Source organism: Aliiglaciecola sp. M165, from assembly GCF_007197995.1.
Lineage (GTDB): Bacteria > Pseudomonadota > Gammaproteobacteria > Enterobacterales > Alteromonadaceae > Aliiglaciecola.
Window position 1 is genome coordinate 344,506 of the sequence record NZ_VKKH01000007.1, and the last position, 15,651, is coordinate 360,156.

The 15,651-nt window shown below is 44.1% G+C and carries 17 protein-coding genes; 11 read left to right on the top strand and 6 right to left on the bottom strand.

The genetic code is table 11. From position 1 onward, the window contains the following. Positions 1–4 precede the first annotated feature (4 nt). The 4 genes from FM019_RS16140 to FM019_RS16155 all read left to right on the top strand — a co-directional run bounded on the left by FM019_RS16140 (position 5) and on the right by FM019_RS16155 (position 2,918). Positions 5–907: an NAD(P)-dependent oxidoreductase gene (locus FM019_RS16140; protein ID WP_260681647.1), complete on the top strand. Its 903-nt coding sequence runs from the start codon at positions 5–7 to the stop codon at positions 905–907. 74 nt (positions 908–981) lie between these two features. After that, entirely contained in the window at positions 982–1,644 is a 663-nt protein-coding gene (locus FM019_RS16145; RefSeq protein ID WP_143836982.1) for a transglutaminase-like domain-containing protein, read from the top strand. A 174-nt stretch (positions 1,645–1,818) separates the two neighbouring features. Beyond that, positions 1,819–2,502, top strand: a complete 684-nt coding sequence (locus FM019_RS16150; protein ID WP_143836983.1) for a DUF4097 family beta strand repeat-containing protein — start codon at positions 1,819–1,821, stop codon at positions 2,500–2,502. Positions 2,503–2,699: 197 nt separating this feature from the next. Then, positions 2,700–2,918: a VOC family protein gene (locus FM019_RS16155; protein WP_409553379.1), complete on the top strand. Its 219-nt coding sequence runs from the start codon at positions 2,700–2,702 to the stop codon at positions 2,916–2,918. 124 nt (positions 2,919–3,042) lie between these two features. Here the strand turns inward: FM019_RS16155 and FM019_RS16160 are convergent, their stop codons facing one another. After that, the gene (locus FM019_RS16160; RefSeq protein WP_143836985.1) at positions 3,043–4,134 is read right to left on the bottom strand and encodes a catalase family protein; all 1,092 of its coding nucleotides are present in this window, start codon (positions 4,132–4,134) and stop codon (positions 3,043–3,045) included. Positions 4,135–4,237: 103 nt separating this feature from the next. Between FM019_RS16160 and FM019_RS16165 the strand changes: the two genes are divergently transcribed. After that, positions 4,238–4,624, top strand: coding sequence for an MAPEG family protein (locus FM019_RS16165; RefSeq protein ID WP_143836986.1), 387 nt, complete (start codon positions 4,238–4,240; stop codon positions 4,622–4,624). A gap of 62 nt (positions 4,625–4,686) precedes the next feature. On the opposite strand, the gene rluB is transcribed toward FM019_RS16165, so the two are convergent. The 5 genes from rluB to FM019_RS16190 are packed head-to-tail and all read right to left on the bottom strand — an operon-like array spanning position 4,687 to position 8,591. Beyond that, positions 4,687–5,541, bottom strand: a complete 855-nt coding sequence (gene rluB / locus FM019_RS16170) for a 23S rRNA pseudouridine(2605) synthase RluB (protein WP_143836987.1) — start codon at positions 5,539–5,541, stop codon at positions 4,687–4,689. Further along, entirely contained in the window at positions 5,541–6,233 is a 693-nt protein-coding gene (scpB, locus tag FM019_RS16175) for an SMC-Scp complex subunit ScpB (RefSeq protein WP_143836988.1), read from the bottom strand. The genes rluB and scpB overlap by 1 nt, the downstream gene beginning before the upstream one ends. After that, a complete protein-coding gene (locus tag FM019_RS16180) occupies positions 6,230–7,081 on the bottom strand; it encodes a ScpA family protein (RefSeq protein WP_143836989.1) in 852 nt (283 codons plus the stop codon). The genes scpB and FM019_RS16180 overlap by 4 nt, the downstream gene beginning before the upstream one ends. 5 nt (positions 7,082–7,086) lie before the next feature. Further along, complete coding sequence (locus tag FM019_RS16185) at positions 7,087–7,707, bottom strand: L-threonylcarbamoyladenylate synthase (RefSeq protein ID WP_143836990.1); 621 nt, start codon at positions 7,705–7,707, stop codon at positions 7,087–7,089. 14 nt (positions 7,708–7,721) lie between these two features. Continuing rightward, positions 7,722–8,591, bottom strand: a complete 870-nt coding sequence (locus tag FM019_RS16190; RefSeq protein ID WP_143836991.1) for a PHP domain-containing protein — start codon at positions 8,589–8,591, stop codon at positions 7,722–7,724. A 404-nt stretch (positions 8,592–8,995) separates the two neighbouring features. On the opposite strand from FM019_RS16190, the gene FM019_RS16195 reads away from it, so the two are divergent. Genes FM019_RS16195 through trpA form a run of 6 tightly spaced genes read left to right on the top strand, consistent with a single transcriptional unit; the run spans position 8,996 to position 15,646 of the window. Beyond that, the gene (locus tag FM019_RS16195) at positions 8,996–10,621 is read left to right on the top strand and encodes an anthranilate synthase component 1 (protein WP_143836992.1); all 1,626 of its coding nucleotides are present in this window, start codon (positions 8,996–8,998) and stop codon (positions 10,619–10,621) included. After that, on the top strand, positions 10,618–11,226 hold the full coding sequence (locus tag FM019_RS16200; RefSeq protein ID WP_143836993.1) for an aminodeoxychorismate/anthranilate synthase component II: 609 nt from the start codon (positions 10,618–10,620) through the stop codon (positions 11,224–11,226). Before FM019_RS16195 ends, FM019_RS16200 begins: the two co-directional genes overlap by 4 nt. Beyond that, positions 11,223–12,254 (top strand): anthranilate phosphoribosyltransferase, encoded by a 1,032-nt coding sequence (gene trpD, locus FM019_RS16205; protein ID WP_143836994.1) that lies wholly within the window; start codon positions 11,223–11,225, stop codon positions 12,252–12,254. The genes FM019_RS16200 and trpD overlap by 4 nt, the downstream gene beginning before the upstream one ends. Then, on the top strand, positions 12,255–13,637 hold the full coding sequence (gene trpCF, locus FM019_RS16210; protein ID WP_143836995.1) for a bifunctional indole-3-glycerol-phosphate synthase TrpC/phosphoribosylanthranilate isomerase TrpF: 1,383 nt from the start codon (positions 12,255–12,257) through the stop codon (positions 13,635–13,637). 24 nt (positions 13,638–13,661) lie between these two features. After that, on the top strand, positions 13,662–14,843 hold the full coding sequence (gene trpB, locus FM019_RS16215) for a tryptophan synthase subunit beta (protein WP_143836996.1): 1,182 nt from the start codon (positions 13,662–13,664) through the stop codon (positions 14,841–14,843). Then, positions 14,840–15,646 carry a tryptophan synthase subunit alpha gene (gene trpA / locus FM019_RS16220; RefSeq protein WP_143836997.1) on the top strand — a complete coding sequence of 269 codons (807 nt, stop codon included), beginning with the start codon at positions 14,840–14,842 and terminating at the stop codon, positions 15,644–15,646. The genes trpB and trpA overlap by 4 nt, the downstream gene beginning before the upstream one ends. Positions 15,647–15,651: the final 5 nt, after the last annotated feature.

Sequence of the window (15,651 nt, forward strand, 5' to 3'; positions counted from 1 at the left end):
AAATGTGTCCCCAGCGTTTCAAGCAAAAAAAGTCGCGTTTTTAGGATTAGGTGTGATGGGGTTTCCCATGGCAGGATATTTAGCCAAAGCTGGACATCAGGTCACGATTTATAATCGCACTGCGCAAAAAGCTGATGATTGGCTGAAAAAACATCAAGGTACACAAGCAAACACCCCTGCCCAGGCAGCTAAGGATCAAGATGTGGTGTTTGCTTGCGTAGGCAATGATCAGGATTTACGTCAAATCACCGTGGGTGAAGAAGGCGCGTTTAATCAAATGTCGCCAGGAAGTATTTTTGTCGATCATACGACAACATCGGCGATTGTCGCTCAAGAATTATCTAAAATTGCTGAAAAGTCAGACATAGGCTTTATAGATGCACCGGTTTCAGGTGGCCAAGCAGGTGCTGAAAATGGTGTGTTAACGGTAATGATTGGTGCGCAGCAAGCGCACTATGACAAAGTAAAAGATTTGATAGATTGCTATGCAAAAATGCAAAAATGTTTAGGACCAGTGGGCAGCGGTCAAAAAGCAAAAATGGTCAATCAAATCTGTATCGCAGGCGTTGTTCAAGGTTTATCTGAAGCACTGCACTTTGCCATGCAAAGCGGCCTTAATACGCAAGACGTAGTTGATGTTATTTCCAAAGGTGCTGCGCAATCCTGGCAAATGGATAATCGAGCGAAGACCATGAGCCAAGGGCAATTCGATTTTGGTTTTGCTGTAGACTGGATGAGGAAAGATCTAGGCATCGTACTCGAACACGCAAAAGAAGTGGGAGCGCACCTGCCGATTACAGCGTTGGTTGATCAATTTTATAGTCAGGTTCAAGCTAACAGAGGTGGAAGATTTGACACTTCAAGCCTGATAACCCTGCTTAATAAACAACCAAAAATCGGAAACTAGCTGCATATTCTTGTTATTTGAAGACCAATTGGCATATGATGGGATCTCATCCGATCAGTTGACAGAGAACCACTATGCCATCCCAGTCGAGCCTAGCTGAAACTCCATTTTTTAATTTCAGTCATCCTAGTATTCAGATTTTACTGGCAAAATTGGATGCCGAAACTCAATTGGGCAAGGTGCTTCAGGCATACAAATTAATCCGAGATGGTATCTCGTACAATCCATACACATTTAGCGAGGGTGAAGAGGCGCTGAAAGCTAGCTATGCGTCCAGCCATGATAGTGCTTATTGTATTCCCAAATCGGCGCTGATGGTTGCAGTTTGTCGGGCACTAGGCATTCCCGCCAAGATGGGTTTTGCAGACGTAAAAAACCACCTTTCCAGTCCTAAACTTCTAGCATGGTTAAAAACCGATTTGTTTGTCATGCATGGCTATGCACAACTGTACATAGATGACAAATGGGTGAAATGCACACCTGTTTTTAACAAGGCGTTATGCGACAAAATGGGCATAAAACCGCTGGAGTTCGACGGTACTCAAGATTCTATTTTTCACCCGTTTACAGCAGATGGACAAGCCCATATGCAATACGTTACGGATCATGGCACCTTTGATGAAATGCCCGTTGAGATGATTTTTGAGGCGTCACGTAAAACCTATCCACACATCGATTTGTTAGACAAATCGATCCTGAAACAACATCAAGGTGGTCTGGAAGCTGATTTATCCTAATTTGGTGAACTTCTCACTAAATTCTAGTCTAAAACACCAATTCATTATTAGTCTAAGCACTATTAAAATCGCAAAAACTAAATAAATTCAATTGGTTATAGGATTGGCTTGAGTTGTGCTTACTCAAGCTAAATCGCAAACGATGCGTAACATTTCAATCTAAAAAGGTATTTCATGGACTCTTTACTTTTTCGCAAGTCATTTACTCAATATGCGGTTGTCGCCGCAACAGTATTTTCTTTATCAGGATGCATCATTCACGTTGGTGGGGGCGGAAATAGCTCTTCAGGTGGCAATGGTGTGAGCAGTGTTTTTGGTGGATTGGAAATCTCCGAAGGTAAACAGGTATCTAATGTTAGCTCTGTAAACGGCAGCATTGAACTGAATGATTCTGTGACAGCCAATGCAGTAGACACTGTCAATGGTAGTATAGAGATCGGTGATTTTGTTACGGTAGAAAGTGCTAATACGGTAAATGGAGATATCGAGGCAGGCAAACATTTCACCAGTTTTGGTAATGTAGAAACGGTTAATGGTGACATTGAAATTCGGCAAGCGTCTGTCTTGCATCAAAACGCAGAAACGGTTAATGGCGACATTCGAATTGATGGCAGCGAAGTAAAAGGGTCATTACACACACACAATGGCGATGTGATCTTGCAAAACAACAGCAAAATTTTGGGTGATATTGTCTATCACAGTAACCACCGAAAACAGCGTTACAACAGCATCCCTACCCTAACGATCAAGCAAGGCTCAATTGTCGAAGGGCAAATCATTTTGCAACGAGAAGTAGAACTCGACATCGAAGATGCTGAGCTGCTTCGGAAAGTCAGCTATCAATACGATGAAAAATAGGTGAAAGCCGATTTGTGATTGAAGGAACTTCGCAGAGCAAGATCTGAAAGTTCGCCCAGTTCCAGATTCATCCGGTTGTATGGATAGTTTTTATGGTCTAAGGCACGTCCAAGACAGAAATTGCCAACATGTATATGCATACTCCCGAATAAAAACGTTTAATTGAACTTAGCTCTGATGGTAAATCATCTCTGTGTATTCGCCGTAGCCCCGAAATTAATCCAGCTCATCTCCACTTGGCATTTGTGGCGGAAAACCGAGAACAAGTTAACAACTTTCATCGCATTGCTCTGGAAATTGGTGCTCAAGATAACGGTAGCCCCGGTTTGCGCCCAGAATATAGCGGCCAATACTATGCTGCGTTCGTTCTCGACCCAGATGGCAACAATATAGAGTTGGGTTACCATGAAGAATAAGACAAAGAAAGCTTTCAACTCTACTTTAGAATAATAGCCGGTCGCTCTAAACCACGAATGAGATCTATTAATACCTCTCCATCAACAATGGATGACTTGATTACAAACTCATCAAAATCATTGCCTAATCATTTCCAGACAATTTGGCATCCTCTTTTTGATTTCTAAAACCAGCCATTTTTTCATAAATTAATCGGCGTACGTAATTGATGCGGCCCAAAGGTCGATGTTCGACCAAAGACTGCCATGGATTGAATGAAGTAGCTTCGCATTGTTCAAGTTTGTCTGCAGACAAAAAGTCTTGTTGAGCAAAGGTCAATCGGGCAACGGGCACGAAGGGAGAATCGTCCTCTTCCCACTCTACTGTTGCGTCTTCTATTGGCATTTTTACAGGGTCAAGTTGCTTTTGTAGCATAAAATCAAAACACACTGTACTTATAGACAAATGCTGTTGCATGGCGGCTTGTAAGTAGTTTTCGCTGAATTCCTCAGGTTCTGCACTTTGATAGTCTGAGCAGGGTTTCACAGAATATTTTACCGCCTGTTGTTGTGGTCCTAATCGAAAAGCTGTTGTGCTCCAAAATCGAATATCGAAGGGACTATTTGGGCGATCGCGAGCTTTGAGCAAGATCGACAAAGATTTTAAATGAGAATCAAAAGGGTTGAGGAAAAAACCCAGAATTCCGTCATCTTTTTGCGCTTGAATAAATTGCTGAAACACTTCTGGTGAATCCGCGAATAAAACTGGGTAACTATTGAGTAGAAAGTCTTGTTCAGATGGGTTTCCCCACAACACTGTGCCTTCAACGCCACGGACTTTGATTGACAACCCACGCAGATCTTTTTCGCTATCATCAAAGGTACTCGCATTGGCAAAGCGTGCGAAGGCATTGTATCGCCCAGGTTTTGCGAATAACCCATATTTAAATGTTTCAGGAATATCTTCCTGCACCTCAAAAACTCCCTCAAAGCAGCCCAGAGATTTGGCTTGGTTGAGCCGTTTAACGGTGCCAGTTGGATGACGCTCTAAGCTTACCTGCTTAATTAAACCCAGCATCTCTTCTGCGAGGGCATCTTCATTACCTTGCAACTGCTCTTGACCCAGCACCGGCGTATTCTGCTGGGCGTAACCGAATGCGCTCAAAAACCCTAGACATAACCCGGGTAGCACTGAAACACGAGAATTTTTTGAAAGACTGAGGAGTGATTTAAGCAAGTTGCCATCCTTAAGTTGGGTGGAGTAAACGAATAGTATAAGATTGAACACATTCAACTATTTAGCAAGACAAAAGTCTTGTTTGACATGAGATCCTTTCACTATGAATACTGTTCTAATTTGCCTGATAATCGCCACCTTAATGCCGATTCTATTTAAAGCCCCGCTGGCATTTGCGATGAATCAGTTAGGCGGCTATGACAATCGTCATCCTCGCGCTCAACAAAGCACTTTGAAAGGCTTCGGCGCGAGAGCACTGGCGGTGCATCAAAACAGCTTTGAAGCGTTACTAATGTTTACCCCAGGAGCTCTAGTGGCTTTTACCAGTGAATTATCTGGTCAACTAGCGAGCAGTCTTGCCATTGCATTTGTTGTATCAAGGCTGGTGTATGCGTTGTGTTATTGGTGGGATTATCACATGTTACGCAGCAGTGCCTGGTCAGTGGGATTTGTGTGTTCTATTGCCCTGTTGTTTACGCCTATATTTTAAATCGAATTGCTAAATCACGGGTGCAACCCTAATTAAATTAAGTTGCACCCAGCAATACAAGATTAATTTCTATGACGCCTTCTGGCTAATTTGTGTTTTTTAACTGAGCGGCGCATGCGATTGATCCGCACGTGATCGAGCTTATTACGTTTTTGATTGACGAGGCTTTCCGTTTCATCAGGTAACTGAACAGACTTACGAAGCATGTTCACATCTTCTAGCTCTAATTCAATCCAACCGCCTTGAGGGAGTCTTTTTTGTAACTCCAAACCACCGTAATTGACGCGGATCAATCTACTGACTTGAACACCTTGCGACTCCCATAATCTCCGTACTTCCCTATTTCTCCCTTCACTGAGGGTAACATTGAACCAAGAGTTTAAGCTTTCGTCATCGCCTGGACGAGAAGAAATGGTAGTGAATTTAGCCATGCCATCATCAAGTTCTACACCTTTTTTTAGTTTGTTGAGCATCGCATTATCAACTTCACCAAATATCCGTACGGCATATTCGCGTTCAATCTCATGTTTAGGGTGCATGAGACGATTAGCAAGTTCTCCGTCATTGGTGAATATCAATAATCCACTGGTGTTGATATCCAATCTGCCAACCGCTATCCATCGACCATTTTGAATTGCAGGTAAACGGTCAAACACCGTCGCCCTGCCCTCAGGATCTTTTCGGCTGCACAATTCACCTTCAGGTTTGTTGTACATGAGAACTCGGCACACTGGTTTTTCTTGATCCACGGATAACAACTGACCGTCGACGCGGATCTGATCAGTGGTTTCAACGCGATCACCCAAGGTTGCCAATGCACCATTGACAGAAATTCGCCCCTGTTCAATCCATTTTTCCATTTCTCGACGAGATCCTTTGCCAGCATTTGCTAGCACTTTTTGCAATTTTTCGCTCATTAGTGAAGTTGCTCTTTATTCGTTCCAGTGTGTTCGTTTTCTGTCTCATTATTTGCAGACAAATAATCGTGCTCGTGTTCTTCTATTTTTGCGAGTTTTTGCTCGTCTTGGACTGCCAGAATATCATCTGAAAGCTGTTCAAAATTTTGCATCGGCGGCAGATCAGCCAAGCTTTTTAATGAAAAATAATCCAGGAAGGATTTGGTTGTAGCGTACAGAGACGGCCGCCCTGGAACTTCTTTATGGCCAACAACTTTGATCCATTCGCGTTCCGTTAGTGTCTTGATAATATGGCTACTTACGGCCACACCACGTACGTCTTCGATTTCGCCTCGAGTAATAGGTTGTCGATAAGCAATTAACGATAAGGTTTCCAAAAGTGCGCGGGAGTAGCGCGGTGCATGCTCTTGCCATAGTTTGCTCAACCAAGGACTTAGGCTGTCCATAGACTGAAAACGATAGCCGCTAGCGACCTCCACCAACACTATGCCCCGAGGTGCATAGTCGAGGGTTAATTCAGCTAAAGTTTCATCCAGTTTTTTGTTTGAAACGTTTAATTCGTGTAAAACTGTGGCTTGCATTTTATCTTTTGAAACCGGTTCATCTGCGACAAAGATAGTGGCTTCGACCAACTGCTTTAGCTGCTGATCAGAAAGTTTAATCTTGCTGCTTTGGGTGCGCTTATTACTCATAGTTGCCACTCGGTATCATCTTGCTCAGCTGCTTGAGAGCGTAATTTGAGATGAATATGACTCAGGGGTTGTGCTTGCACAAGCTCTATCAAACTTTCTTTGGCGAGCTCTAAAATCGCCAAAAATGTCACGACAACACCAGCTTTACCTTCACTTTTAGCAAACAGCGTTTCAAACTCAACAAATTTGTCATGGTCAAGTAATTCTAAAATACGACTCATTCGTTCTCTGGTGGACAGGACTTCTCGCTCAATTTGATGATGTTCAAATGCCTTAGCTTTCTTCATTGCAGATTGAAATGCTAAAACGAGTTCCTGCAGCCCCACTTCTGGGAGTATCTTGATCGGTTCTACTGACTCATCAGGGACCGCATGCGCGCCAAATAAGTCCCGTTCGATACGCGGCAATGCATCAATTTCTTGTGCAGCAACTTTAATCGATTCGTATTCTTGCAACCGACGGATCAGCTCTGCCCGCGGATCTTCTTCTTCGTCACTTTCAGCTAGACGTTTGGGCAGCAGCAAACGAGATTTCACTTCGGCCAAAATAGCTGCCATTAGTAAATATTCTGCTGCTAATTCGAGTTTTAGTTCTTTCATTACCTCAACATATTCCATGTATTGTTGAGTAATTTGAAGGATAGGTAAATTAACGATATCGAATTTTTGTTTTCTGATCAGGTACAACAGCAAGTCTAATGGACCTTCGAACGCCTCTAGGATAACTTCCAGTGCATCGGGGGGAATGTAAAGGTCTTCAGGTTTTTCAATAACCGCCTCGCCATTAACAAAGGCCAGTGGCAACGGTTGCTGAATAGGTTGTTTTTGTTGCGTTAAATTATCTGTCATGCAGGTCAGCCAAAAACACTTACGTCACCACTCCCCTGACGGATAACGTCCATATCGCCCTCAGACATATCTATAACGCTCGTAGGCTGCTCGCCTAAATAGCCACCGTGAACTATAAGATCGACCTGATGTTCGAGCTTGTCACGAATATCGTCTGGATCAAATTCTGCCTGACTCTCACCGGGTAAAATGAGTGTTGTAGACATCAAAGGCTCGCCAAGCTCTTCAAGTAACTGTAAAGCAATTGCATTGTCTGGTACCCGAATGCCTATCGTTTTACGCTTTGGATTTTGCAAACGTTTAGGAACTTCTTTGGTGGCTTTCAAAATAAAGGTGTAAGGACCAGGCGTATTGTTTTTTATCTGACGAAACGCGATGTTGTCGACTCTTGCATATAAGGATAGCTCAGACATATCCCGACACATCAAGGTAAAGTTATGATCCTTGCCGATTTCTCTGACACGACAAATCTTTTCTAACGCCGATTTGTCTTCCATTTGGCAACCAATGGCATACCCTGAATCTGTCGGGTATACAATAACGCCACCTTTTCGGATGATTTCGCATGCTTGTTTGAGCAAACGTTGCTGCGGATTATCAGGATGTACGTAGAAAAACTGGCTCATCTATATCATTTTTCCTAGTTAGGTCCGTTGCCAACACGTTGAGTATGAGGATCAATATTCCAATCATGCCAAATAGGTGTGAGTTTGTCAGATATCTTTAGATTTTTTCCTAACTCTGTCCAACGGCTAGGAAAATGAAAATCAGATCCGGAAGATGCTAACAACTGATGTTGCACGGCAATTTCTTCGATCAAATTTCGTTTCACTGGCGCAAGGTGCGGATGATTCGATTCAATACCATCTCCCCCCGCCTGAGCGAATTGTGCAACTAAACGTCTTAGCCATTTTGGTGTCATATCATAATGACCGGGATGCGCCAAAACCGCTTTACCTCCAGCATCATGGATCCAGTTAATCGCTTCTTCAATGCTTATCCAAACCGGGGATACATGAGCTCTTTTACCTTTACCCAGATACCGTTTAAACGCTCCATCCATGTCACTCACCACCTGTTTTTTGATCAAGGCTCTGGCGAAATGTGCACGTGTTATTTGCCCTTTTCCCGCTAGGGCCAAGGCTTCATTTAACGTGCCTGACACACCGGCTTTTTGCAATTTTTCATCGATACGTTGAGCGCGCTGATTGCGTCGTTCGCATTGTTGTTGGAGACGCTCCACAAATAATGGATCAGTGTGGTCGACACCCAGCCCAATCACATGAATATCAAAACCGTGCCACGAGGTCGAAATTTCCACACCAGCAACTATCGACATTTTACGACGTTGACTCTCTTGCAAATCAATGAGTTCCTGAACGCCATTTATCGTATCGTGATCGGTTAACGCCAAAACATCCACTTGCATAGTATGAGCACGTTCTAAGAGCTCAGCAGGAGAAAGATGACCATCGGAATAATGGCTATGGCAGTGGAGATCTATTTTCATTATATTTTTTAAAACTTCTAAGTTATAACGCTTTAATTCGTGTTTTTTTGCCTTTTTATCCGACAATGTATTGACAGAAAAGGCGTTTTGTTTTCTTCTATAAAGGCTGAGGCGTATTATATGCTAAAACAGCAACAAGTATTCAGAGTATTTACGTTTAATTGATTGATTAAAATGACTTAGACGCGAATAAACTCCAACAATTAATATTGCGACGACAACAAATGACTAACAAACAACACAACAACTGGTGGTGGCACATCCCAACTTAACGGGCTGTGAATGTTTGTGCGTGCGCAAATTAAATTTAAGAGGCCCGTTTGACGGGCCTTTTTTGTATCTGCCCCGAAGGGTTTTACCCACTAAACGATCGACAATAAAAATAGTATCGAGAGACAGAAACAATGAGTTTAACTCAATTAAGTGAACAACCTGGTTTAGTAGAAACACTTGTTAAATCAGGAAAATACATAGCAGATCCGCTTCACGCATATCAGCAATTGTGTGAGAACAAGGCAAATACCTTGCTACTTGAATCGGCTGAAATCGACAGTAAAGACAATTTGAAAAGCCTGATTCTGGTCGATGCAGCATTAAAACTTATCTGTCATGGGCACAGCGTCGACATAATCGCGCTGAATGACAACGGTCAATCAGTCTTGCCGTTATTCGAACAGCATGTTGGAGTGGGTGTCCACATAAAACAAAGCAATTCTAACCAAATCACCTTATTGTTTCCTCAACCAGACCCCAGTCTTGATGAAGATGCGAGGTTGAAAGCCGCTGCAGTATTCGATGCAATCCGCATTGTCGTGACAAAAATACGTTGTTTACGCCAGCACCCACAAAATTTATTCCTGGGTGGCGCATTTGCCTATGATCTACTAGCCAGTTTTGAACAACTGCCCTACGTGGCCGATAGTGAAAATACCTGTCCCGATTTTACCTTTTACCTGGCCCAAACCCTGCTTGTAATCGATCATAAAAAGCAAACCACCGACGTTGTCAGTAGTGTGTTTAGTGGCAAAAACGTAGGTCAAAGTTACTTTGCAGTCAGTCAACAAATGGAACAGATCATTGGCCAGTTGGAAAAACTTCAACAAACGCCTGACATCGAAATTGGTTTGACTGAAGTGTTGCAACTTAGTGTCGACAAGTCTGATGAAGAATTTAAATTGGACGTGCTCAATCTCAAAGAGCACATCCTCGCTGGCGACATTTTCCAAGTTGTCCCCTCTCGTACTTTCAGCCTCGACTGCCCGGCTCCTCTTCTGGCTTATGCCGAGTTAAAAAAACAAAACCCTAGCCCTTATATGTTTTACCTGCAAGACGATGATTTTGCGATGTTCGGTGCTTCACCAGAATCAGCGTTGAAATACGAAGCGTCGAGTAATCAGGTTGAAATTTATCCTATTGCAGGGACTCGTCCAAGAGGGAAAAACGCTGACGGTTCGATTAACGTTGATTTGGATAGTCGTATTGAATTGAATTTGCGTGAAGATCAAAAAGAAAAAGCTGAACATTTGATGCTGGTTGATTTAGCGCGCAACGATGTGGCTAAGGTTTCCAAACCCGGTACGCGATTTGTAAAGGATTTACTCAAAGTAGACCGTTATTCCCATGTGATGCATTTGGTTTCACGTGTGGTTGGTCAATTACGTGACGATTTGGATGCACTGCATGCCTATGCAGCATGCATGAATATGGGCACCTTGGTTGGTGCTCCTAAAGTCAGTGCTGCAAGCCTGATTCGAAATGTTGAGAAAAAGCGTCGAGGTAGTTACGGCGGTGCTGTTGGTTACATCAATGGTAGCGGCGATATGGACAGCTGTATTGTTATACGCTCTGCGTTTATACGCAAAGGCAAGGCATACATCCAAGCCGGGGCTGGCGTGGTCCATGACTCAGTCCCCCAAGCCGAGGCCGATGAAACACGGGGTAAAGCTCAGGCAGTGATCAGTGCCATTATGACCGCCCACCAAAGACCTCACAACGATAAAACAAGCGACCGTCAGGAGGTATCATCATGAGTAAGCCTATCAGTGTATTTTTACTCGATAATTTTGATTCCTTTACGTATAACTTGGTAGACGAACTGCGAGGAATGGGTCACGAATTGATTATTTATCGCAATAGTGTTTCTGCACAGACCATCCTGGCAAAAATGCTAGACAAGGCGAAAACCAGTAATGTTATTCTACTCTTGTCTCCCGGGCCTGGAACCCCTTCAGATGCGGGGTGCATGCTGGAACTGATCAGCTTGATTAAAGGACAATTCCCTGTTTTAGGGATCTGTTTGGGTCATCAGGCGATTGTTGAGTCCTATGGCGGCAAGATTGTTCGTTCTCATCAGGTTATGCATGGCAAGTCATCGTTTATCACTCATGACAATAGTGTCATGTTTGATGCGTTGCCAAACCCCTTACCCGTGGCCCGTTATCACTCACTCATGGCGAGCGACATGCCCGATACCCTTGCCGTGATTGCAGACTTTGAAGCCATTCCCATGGCTGTTTGTCATCAGTCCGACAAAATGTTGGGTTTTCAATTTCATCCAGAATCCATTTTAACTTCACACGGTAGCCAATTATTACAACAAAGTATCGACTATCTGACACAGGAGCATTGCGCATGACAACGGAACAGGTATTAACGACACTGGAAACCCTTTATCAAGGAGGTAATCTGAGTTTTGACCAATGTGAGGCACTGTTTAGCTTAGTGGTCAAAGGAGAAATGAATGATATTGTTATTTCATCCATGTTGACCGCGTTGAAAACCAAAGGCGAAACGCCTGAGGAGATTGCTGGCGCGGCAGCTGCGTTGATCAATAATGCTGCGGCATTTCCTCGTCCAAACTATGAGTTTGCAGACATCGTAGGAACCGGCGGTGACGGCCATAATACAATCAATATTTCTTCGGCCGCTGCCATCGTTGCAGCAAGTTGCGGAGCAAAAGTTGCCAAACACGGTAATCGTAGTGTATCAAGCAAGTCCGGTTCGGCAGACTTATTTCGCACATTTGGCATGGATCTGACCATGTCAGCACAAACCGCAAGATCCTGTTTAGATAACGCAAACCTGTGTTTTCTATTTGCGCCCAATTATCACGCAGGAATCAAACATGCGATGCCGGTGCGCACAACACTCAAGACTCGTACCTTGTTTAATTTATTAGGACCCTTAGCAAATCCCGCTAAACCCTCACATATGATGATTGGCGTGTACGCCCCAGAATTAGTCAAACCTTTTGCAAAAACATTGCAGTTACTGGGTTATCAAAAAGCGCTCGTTGTTCACGGAAGTGGCTTGGATGAACTGGCTCTGCATGGCGAATCAATTGTGGCAGAGGTATCCGGTGAAGAGATTAGCCACTATACTCTCTCCCCCGCCGATTTTGGTCTTGAGCAATTTGGTTTAGACAGTATCAAAGGCGGTGAGCCAGAAGAAAACAAAACATTAATTGAGCAAGTTTTAAATGGTTCGGGTCACTCCGCTCATAGAGCAGCCATTGCCATGAACGCTGGTGCGTTGTTGAAACTGACCGGACATGCCCAAACTTATCAACAAGGTGCAGAATTGGCGATTGAATCCATGCAACAAGGCAAACCGATCAAAACCATTTTCGCCGCAGCAGAAATTAGCCATCAAGGAGCAATTTAAGTGGCAAACGTGTTAGATGAAATTGTCGCTGACAAACGAATCGAATTGGCGGATAGAAAGTCACAACGTCCTTTAGCATCCTTTATTGACAGTTTAACCCCGTCTGATCGCAGTTTTTATGACGCATTGGCAAAGCCTAATTCCGGCTACATATTTGAATGCAAAAAAGCATCACCGTCTAAAGGATTGATAAGAGAAGACTTCAATCTAGATGAAATCATCGAGGTATATTCTCAGTATGCTTCGTGCATTTCTGTGTTGACCGATGAGAAGTACTTTCAAGGTAAATTTGAATATTTAGAATACATCCGAGCAAGAGTTGAACAACCAGTGTTAAACAAAGACTTTTTTGTTGACCCTTATCAAGTTCATTTAGCCAGGTATCACAACGCAGACGCTATTCTTCTGATGTTATCAGTATTGAATGACCAAGAATATTCGCAATTAGCCGAGCTGGCAGATCATTATAACTTAGACATATTGACTGAAGTCAGTAATGAGCAAGAAGCCCATCGTGCTATTGAGTTAGGGGCAAAAATCATCGGCATTAACAACCGGGATTTACGGGATTTAAGCACGGATTTGGCCACCACTGAACGCCTGGTCCCCTTGATCAAACAAAGTGGTCACCAGTGTTTAATCATCTCCGAATCAGGTATTTACACTAATCAAGACGTGCGCCGTCTCGCCCCGCTTTCTGATGGATTCCTAGTCGGAAGCTCGGTCATGGCGCAACAAGATTTGGCTAGCGCGGTAAAAACCTTAATTTTTGGTGACGCGAAGATATGTGGCATCACCCGCGTTGAAGATGCGCAAACTGTTAGCCGAAGTGGCGCAAACTATATGGGGTTGATATGTGCAGCCAAATCTCCCCGTGCGGTAACCATTGAGCAAGCACAAACGATCGTGACATCTTGCCCGTTTAACTACGTTGGTGTTTTTGTTGATGAAAGTATCAACAGCATCTGCCACATTGCCCACCAGCTCAATCTCTTCGCTGTGCAATTGCATGGCGATGAAGATCAATCTTTTATCGATGAGTTACGTAAGCACTTACCAGACACCTGCGAAATATGGAAGGCACTTGGGGTTGTCGATGCATTGCCAAATATGAATTGGCAACACGTAAACAAATATTTATTGGATTGCAAAGTTGGTGATCAATCCGGCGGAACCGGGCAACAGTTTGATTGGCGGTTGTTATCCCAAATTCCGGCAGGCACGCCTTTTGTTTTGGCCGGAGGGCTCTCCCCTGAAAACATTGTCGAAGCGGCAAACAGTAAAGCCACTATTTTGGATATCAATTCTGGGGTTGAAACCGCACCAGGGATCAAAAATAGTCAAAAAATTGAAGATTTATTCAATGCGCTACGCGCATATTGAACAGCAGTTTAGGAAATCGCAAAAATGAATAATTTAAGTACTAAATTCGGGGATTACGGCGGGATGTATGTTCCTGAGTTGCTTATTCCTGCGCTAGACCAACTAGAGCAAGCCTTTATTGATGCCCAACAAGATGAGGCGTTTCAAAAAGAGTTTATGGGACTACTCAAAGACTATGCGGGTCGGCCAACATCCATGACCTTAAGCCGCAATCTTGTAAGCAACCCCAAGGTTAAGCTCTACTTAAAAAGAGAAGACTTATTGCACGGTGGCGCACACAAAACCAATCAGGTGTTGGGTCAGGCACTGTTAACCAAACGCATGGGTAAAACCGAAGTGATTGCTGAAACCGGTGCAGGTCAGCACGGTGTGGCAACTGCACTAGCCTGTGCGTTGATGGGGCTTAAAGCGCGAATATACATGGGCGCCAAAGATGTTGAACGTCAAGCACCCAACGTTTTTAGGATGCGCTTAATGGGCGCAGAAGTTATTCCTGTCAATGCGGGATCAGGAACCTTAAAAGACGCCGTGAACGAGGCGATGCGAGATTGGTCAGCTAATTATGACAAGGCACATTATCTGCTGGGTACGGCGGCGGGCCCTCACCCCTTCCCAACGATCGTACGTGAATTCCATCGCATGATTGGCGAAGAGACCCGAACGCAAATTATGGAAAAAGAAGGCCGTTTGCCCGACGCAGTGGTTGCTTGTGTAGGTGGAGGTTCCAACGCAATTGGAATGTTTGCTGATTTCATCGACGAACCCAGTGTGCGTCTTGTCGGCGTTGAACCTGCTGGAAAAGGCTTACACACAGCCGATCATGGTGCGGCCATTTGTACGGGTAGCAAAGGCATTTTGCATGGCGCTTACAGCTACATCATGCAAGACAAAGACGGGCAAATTGAAGAATCCTATTCGGTATCTGCAGGCTTGGATTATCCTGCGGTTGGTCCTCAACATGCCTATCTGCACGATATCGGACGTGCCGAATATGTGGCAATTAGCGATGATGAAGCGCTCAACGCCTTCCAACTCCTGGCCAGAAAAGAAGGCATTATCCCAGCGTTAGAATCGGCCCATGCTTTGGCGCACGCACTAAACATGGCGGACGAGGCCGAAGATGACACCATTATTGTGTTAAATTTATCCGGTCGTGGAGACAAGGACCTTGCCCACGTTCACAGTATTTTAGGAGATCAAGAATGAGTCGTTATGCCAAAATGTTTGAAGGCTTAAATGCCAAAAACCAAGGTGCATTTGTACCCTTTGTCATGGTTGGCGATCCGGATAAACAAACCTCATTTAATATTATTAAGGCATTGATAGAAGGCGGCGCTGACGCACTTGAGCTGGGAATTCCCTACTCAGATCCCATTGCTGATGGACCTACCATCCAAAAGGCCAGCATTCGGGCTCTGAACAACAAAATCACGCCAGAAGATTGTTTTGACGTGATCAAACTAATCCGCGACGAATACCCAGACATTCCTATTGGCTTGTTGTTGTATAGCAACCTTGTGCTGAAACGCGGTATTGAAGGTTTTTATCAACGTGCAAACCGTGCGGGTGTGGATTCTATATTGATTGCTGATGTGCCTCTTCGAGAAGCTGACCGCTTTATCGCTATTGCTGAACAACAAAACATCGAACAAATTTTGATTGCGCCGCCTAATGCCAGTGATGAGACTTTGGCTGAGATTGGTAATAAATCTCGAGGGTACACGTATTTACTCGGCAGGGCTGGTGTCACAGGGGCTGAGACCGCCGCAACCATCCCAGCGTCAACGTTGATAGAAAAACTCACACAATATCAAGTTGCGCCGCCATTGCTTGGCTTTGGAATATCCAAACCTGAACAAGTTGCTGATGCGATCCATGCTGGCGCTGCAGGGGCAATTTCTGGCTCAGCGACGGTCAACATCATTGAGCAAAACCTGCATGAGCCTGAAGTAATGTTGCATGCTTTAACGCAATTTGTCAGCGACATGAAAGCAGCAACCAACAAATAAGGATA

Bases quoted from the DNA above. Each gene is read 5' to 3' on its own strand.
- FM019_RS16190 (WP_143836991.1), bottom strand. From the start codon at position 8,591: ATGAAAATAGATCTCCACTGCCATAGCCATTATTCCGATGGTCATCTT.
- trpD (WP_143836994.1), top strand. From the start codon at position 11,223: ATGACAACGGAACAGGTATTAACGACACTGGAAACCCTTTATCAAGGA.
- FM019_RS16145 (WP_143836982.1), top strand. From the start codon at position 982: ATGCCATCCCAGTCGAGCCTAGCTGAAACTCCATTTTTTAATTTCAGT.
- trpA (WP_143836997.1), top strand. From the start codon at position 14,840: ATGAGTCGTTATGCCAAAATGTTTGAAGGCTTAAATGCCAAAAACCAA.
- rluB (WP_143836987.1), bottom strand. From the start codon at position 5,541: ATGAGCGAAAAATTGCAAAAAGTGCTAGCAAATGCTGGCAAAGGATCT.
- trpB (WP_143836996.1), top strand. From the start codon at position 13,662: ATGAATAATTTAAGTACTAAATTCGGGGATTACGGCGGGATGTATGTT.
- FM019_RS16185 (WP_143836990.1), bottom strand. From the start codon at position 7,707: ATGAGCCAGTTTTTCTACGTACATCCTGATAATCCGCAGCAACGTTTG.
- FM019_RS16200 (WP_143836993.1), top strand. From the start codon at position 10,618: ATGAGTAAGCCTATCAGTGTATTTTTACTCGATAATTTTGATTCCTTT.
- FM019_RS16150 (WP_143836983.1), top strand. From the start codon at position 1,819: ATGGACTCTTTACTTTTTCGCAAGTCATTTACTCAATATGCGGTTGTC.
- scpB (WP_143836988.1), bottom strand. From the start codon at position 6,233: ATGAGTAATAAGCGCACCCAAAGCAGCAAGATTAAACTTTCTGATCAG.
- FM019_RS16180 (WP_143836989.1), bottom strand. From the start codon at position 7,081: ATGACAGATAATTTAACGCAACAAAAACAACCTATTCAGCAACCGTTG.
- FM019_RS16195 (WP_143836992.1), top strand. From the start codon at position 8,996: ATGAGTTTAACTCAATTAAGTGAACAACCTGGTTTAGTAGAAACACTT.
- FM019_RS16165 (WP_143836986.1), top strand. From the start codon at position 4,238: ATGAATACTGTTCTAATTTGCCTGATAATCGCCACCTTAATGCCGATT.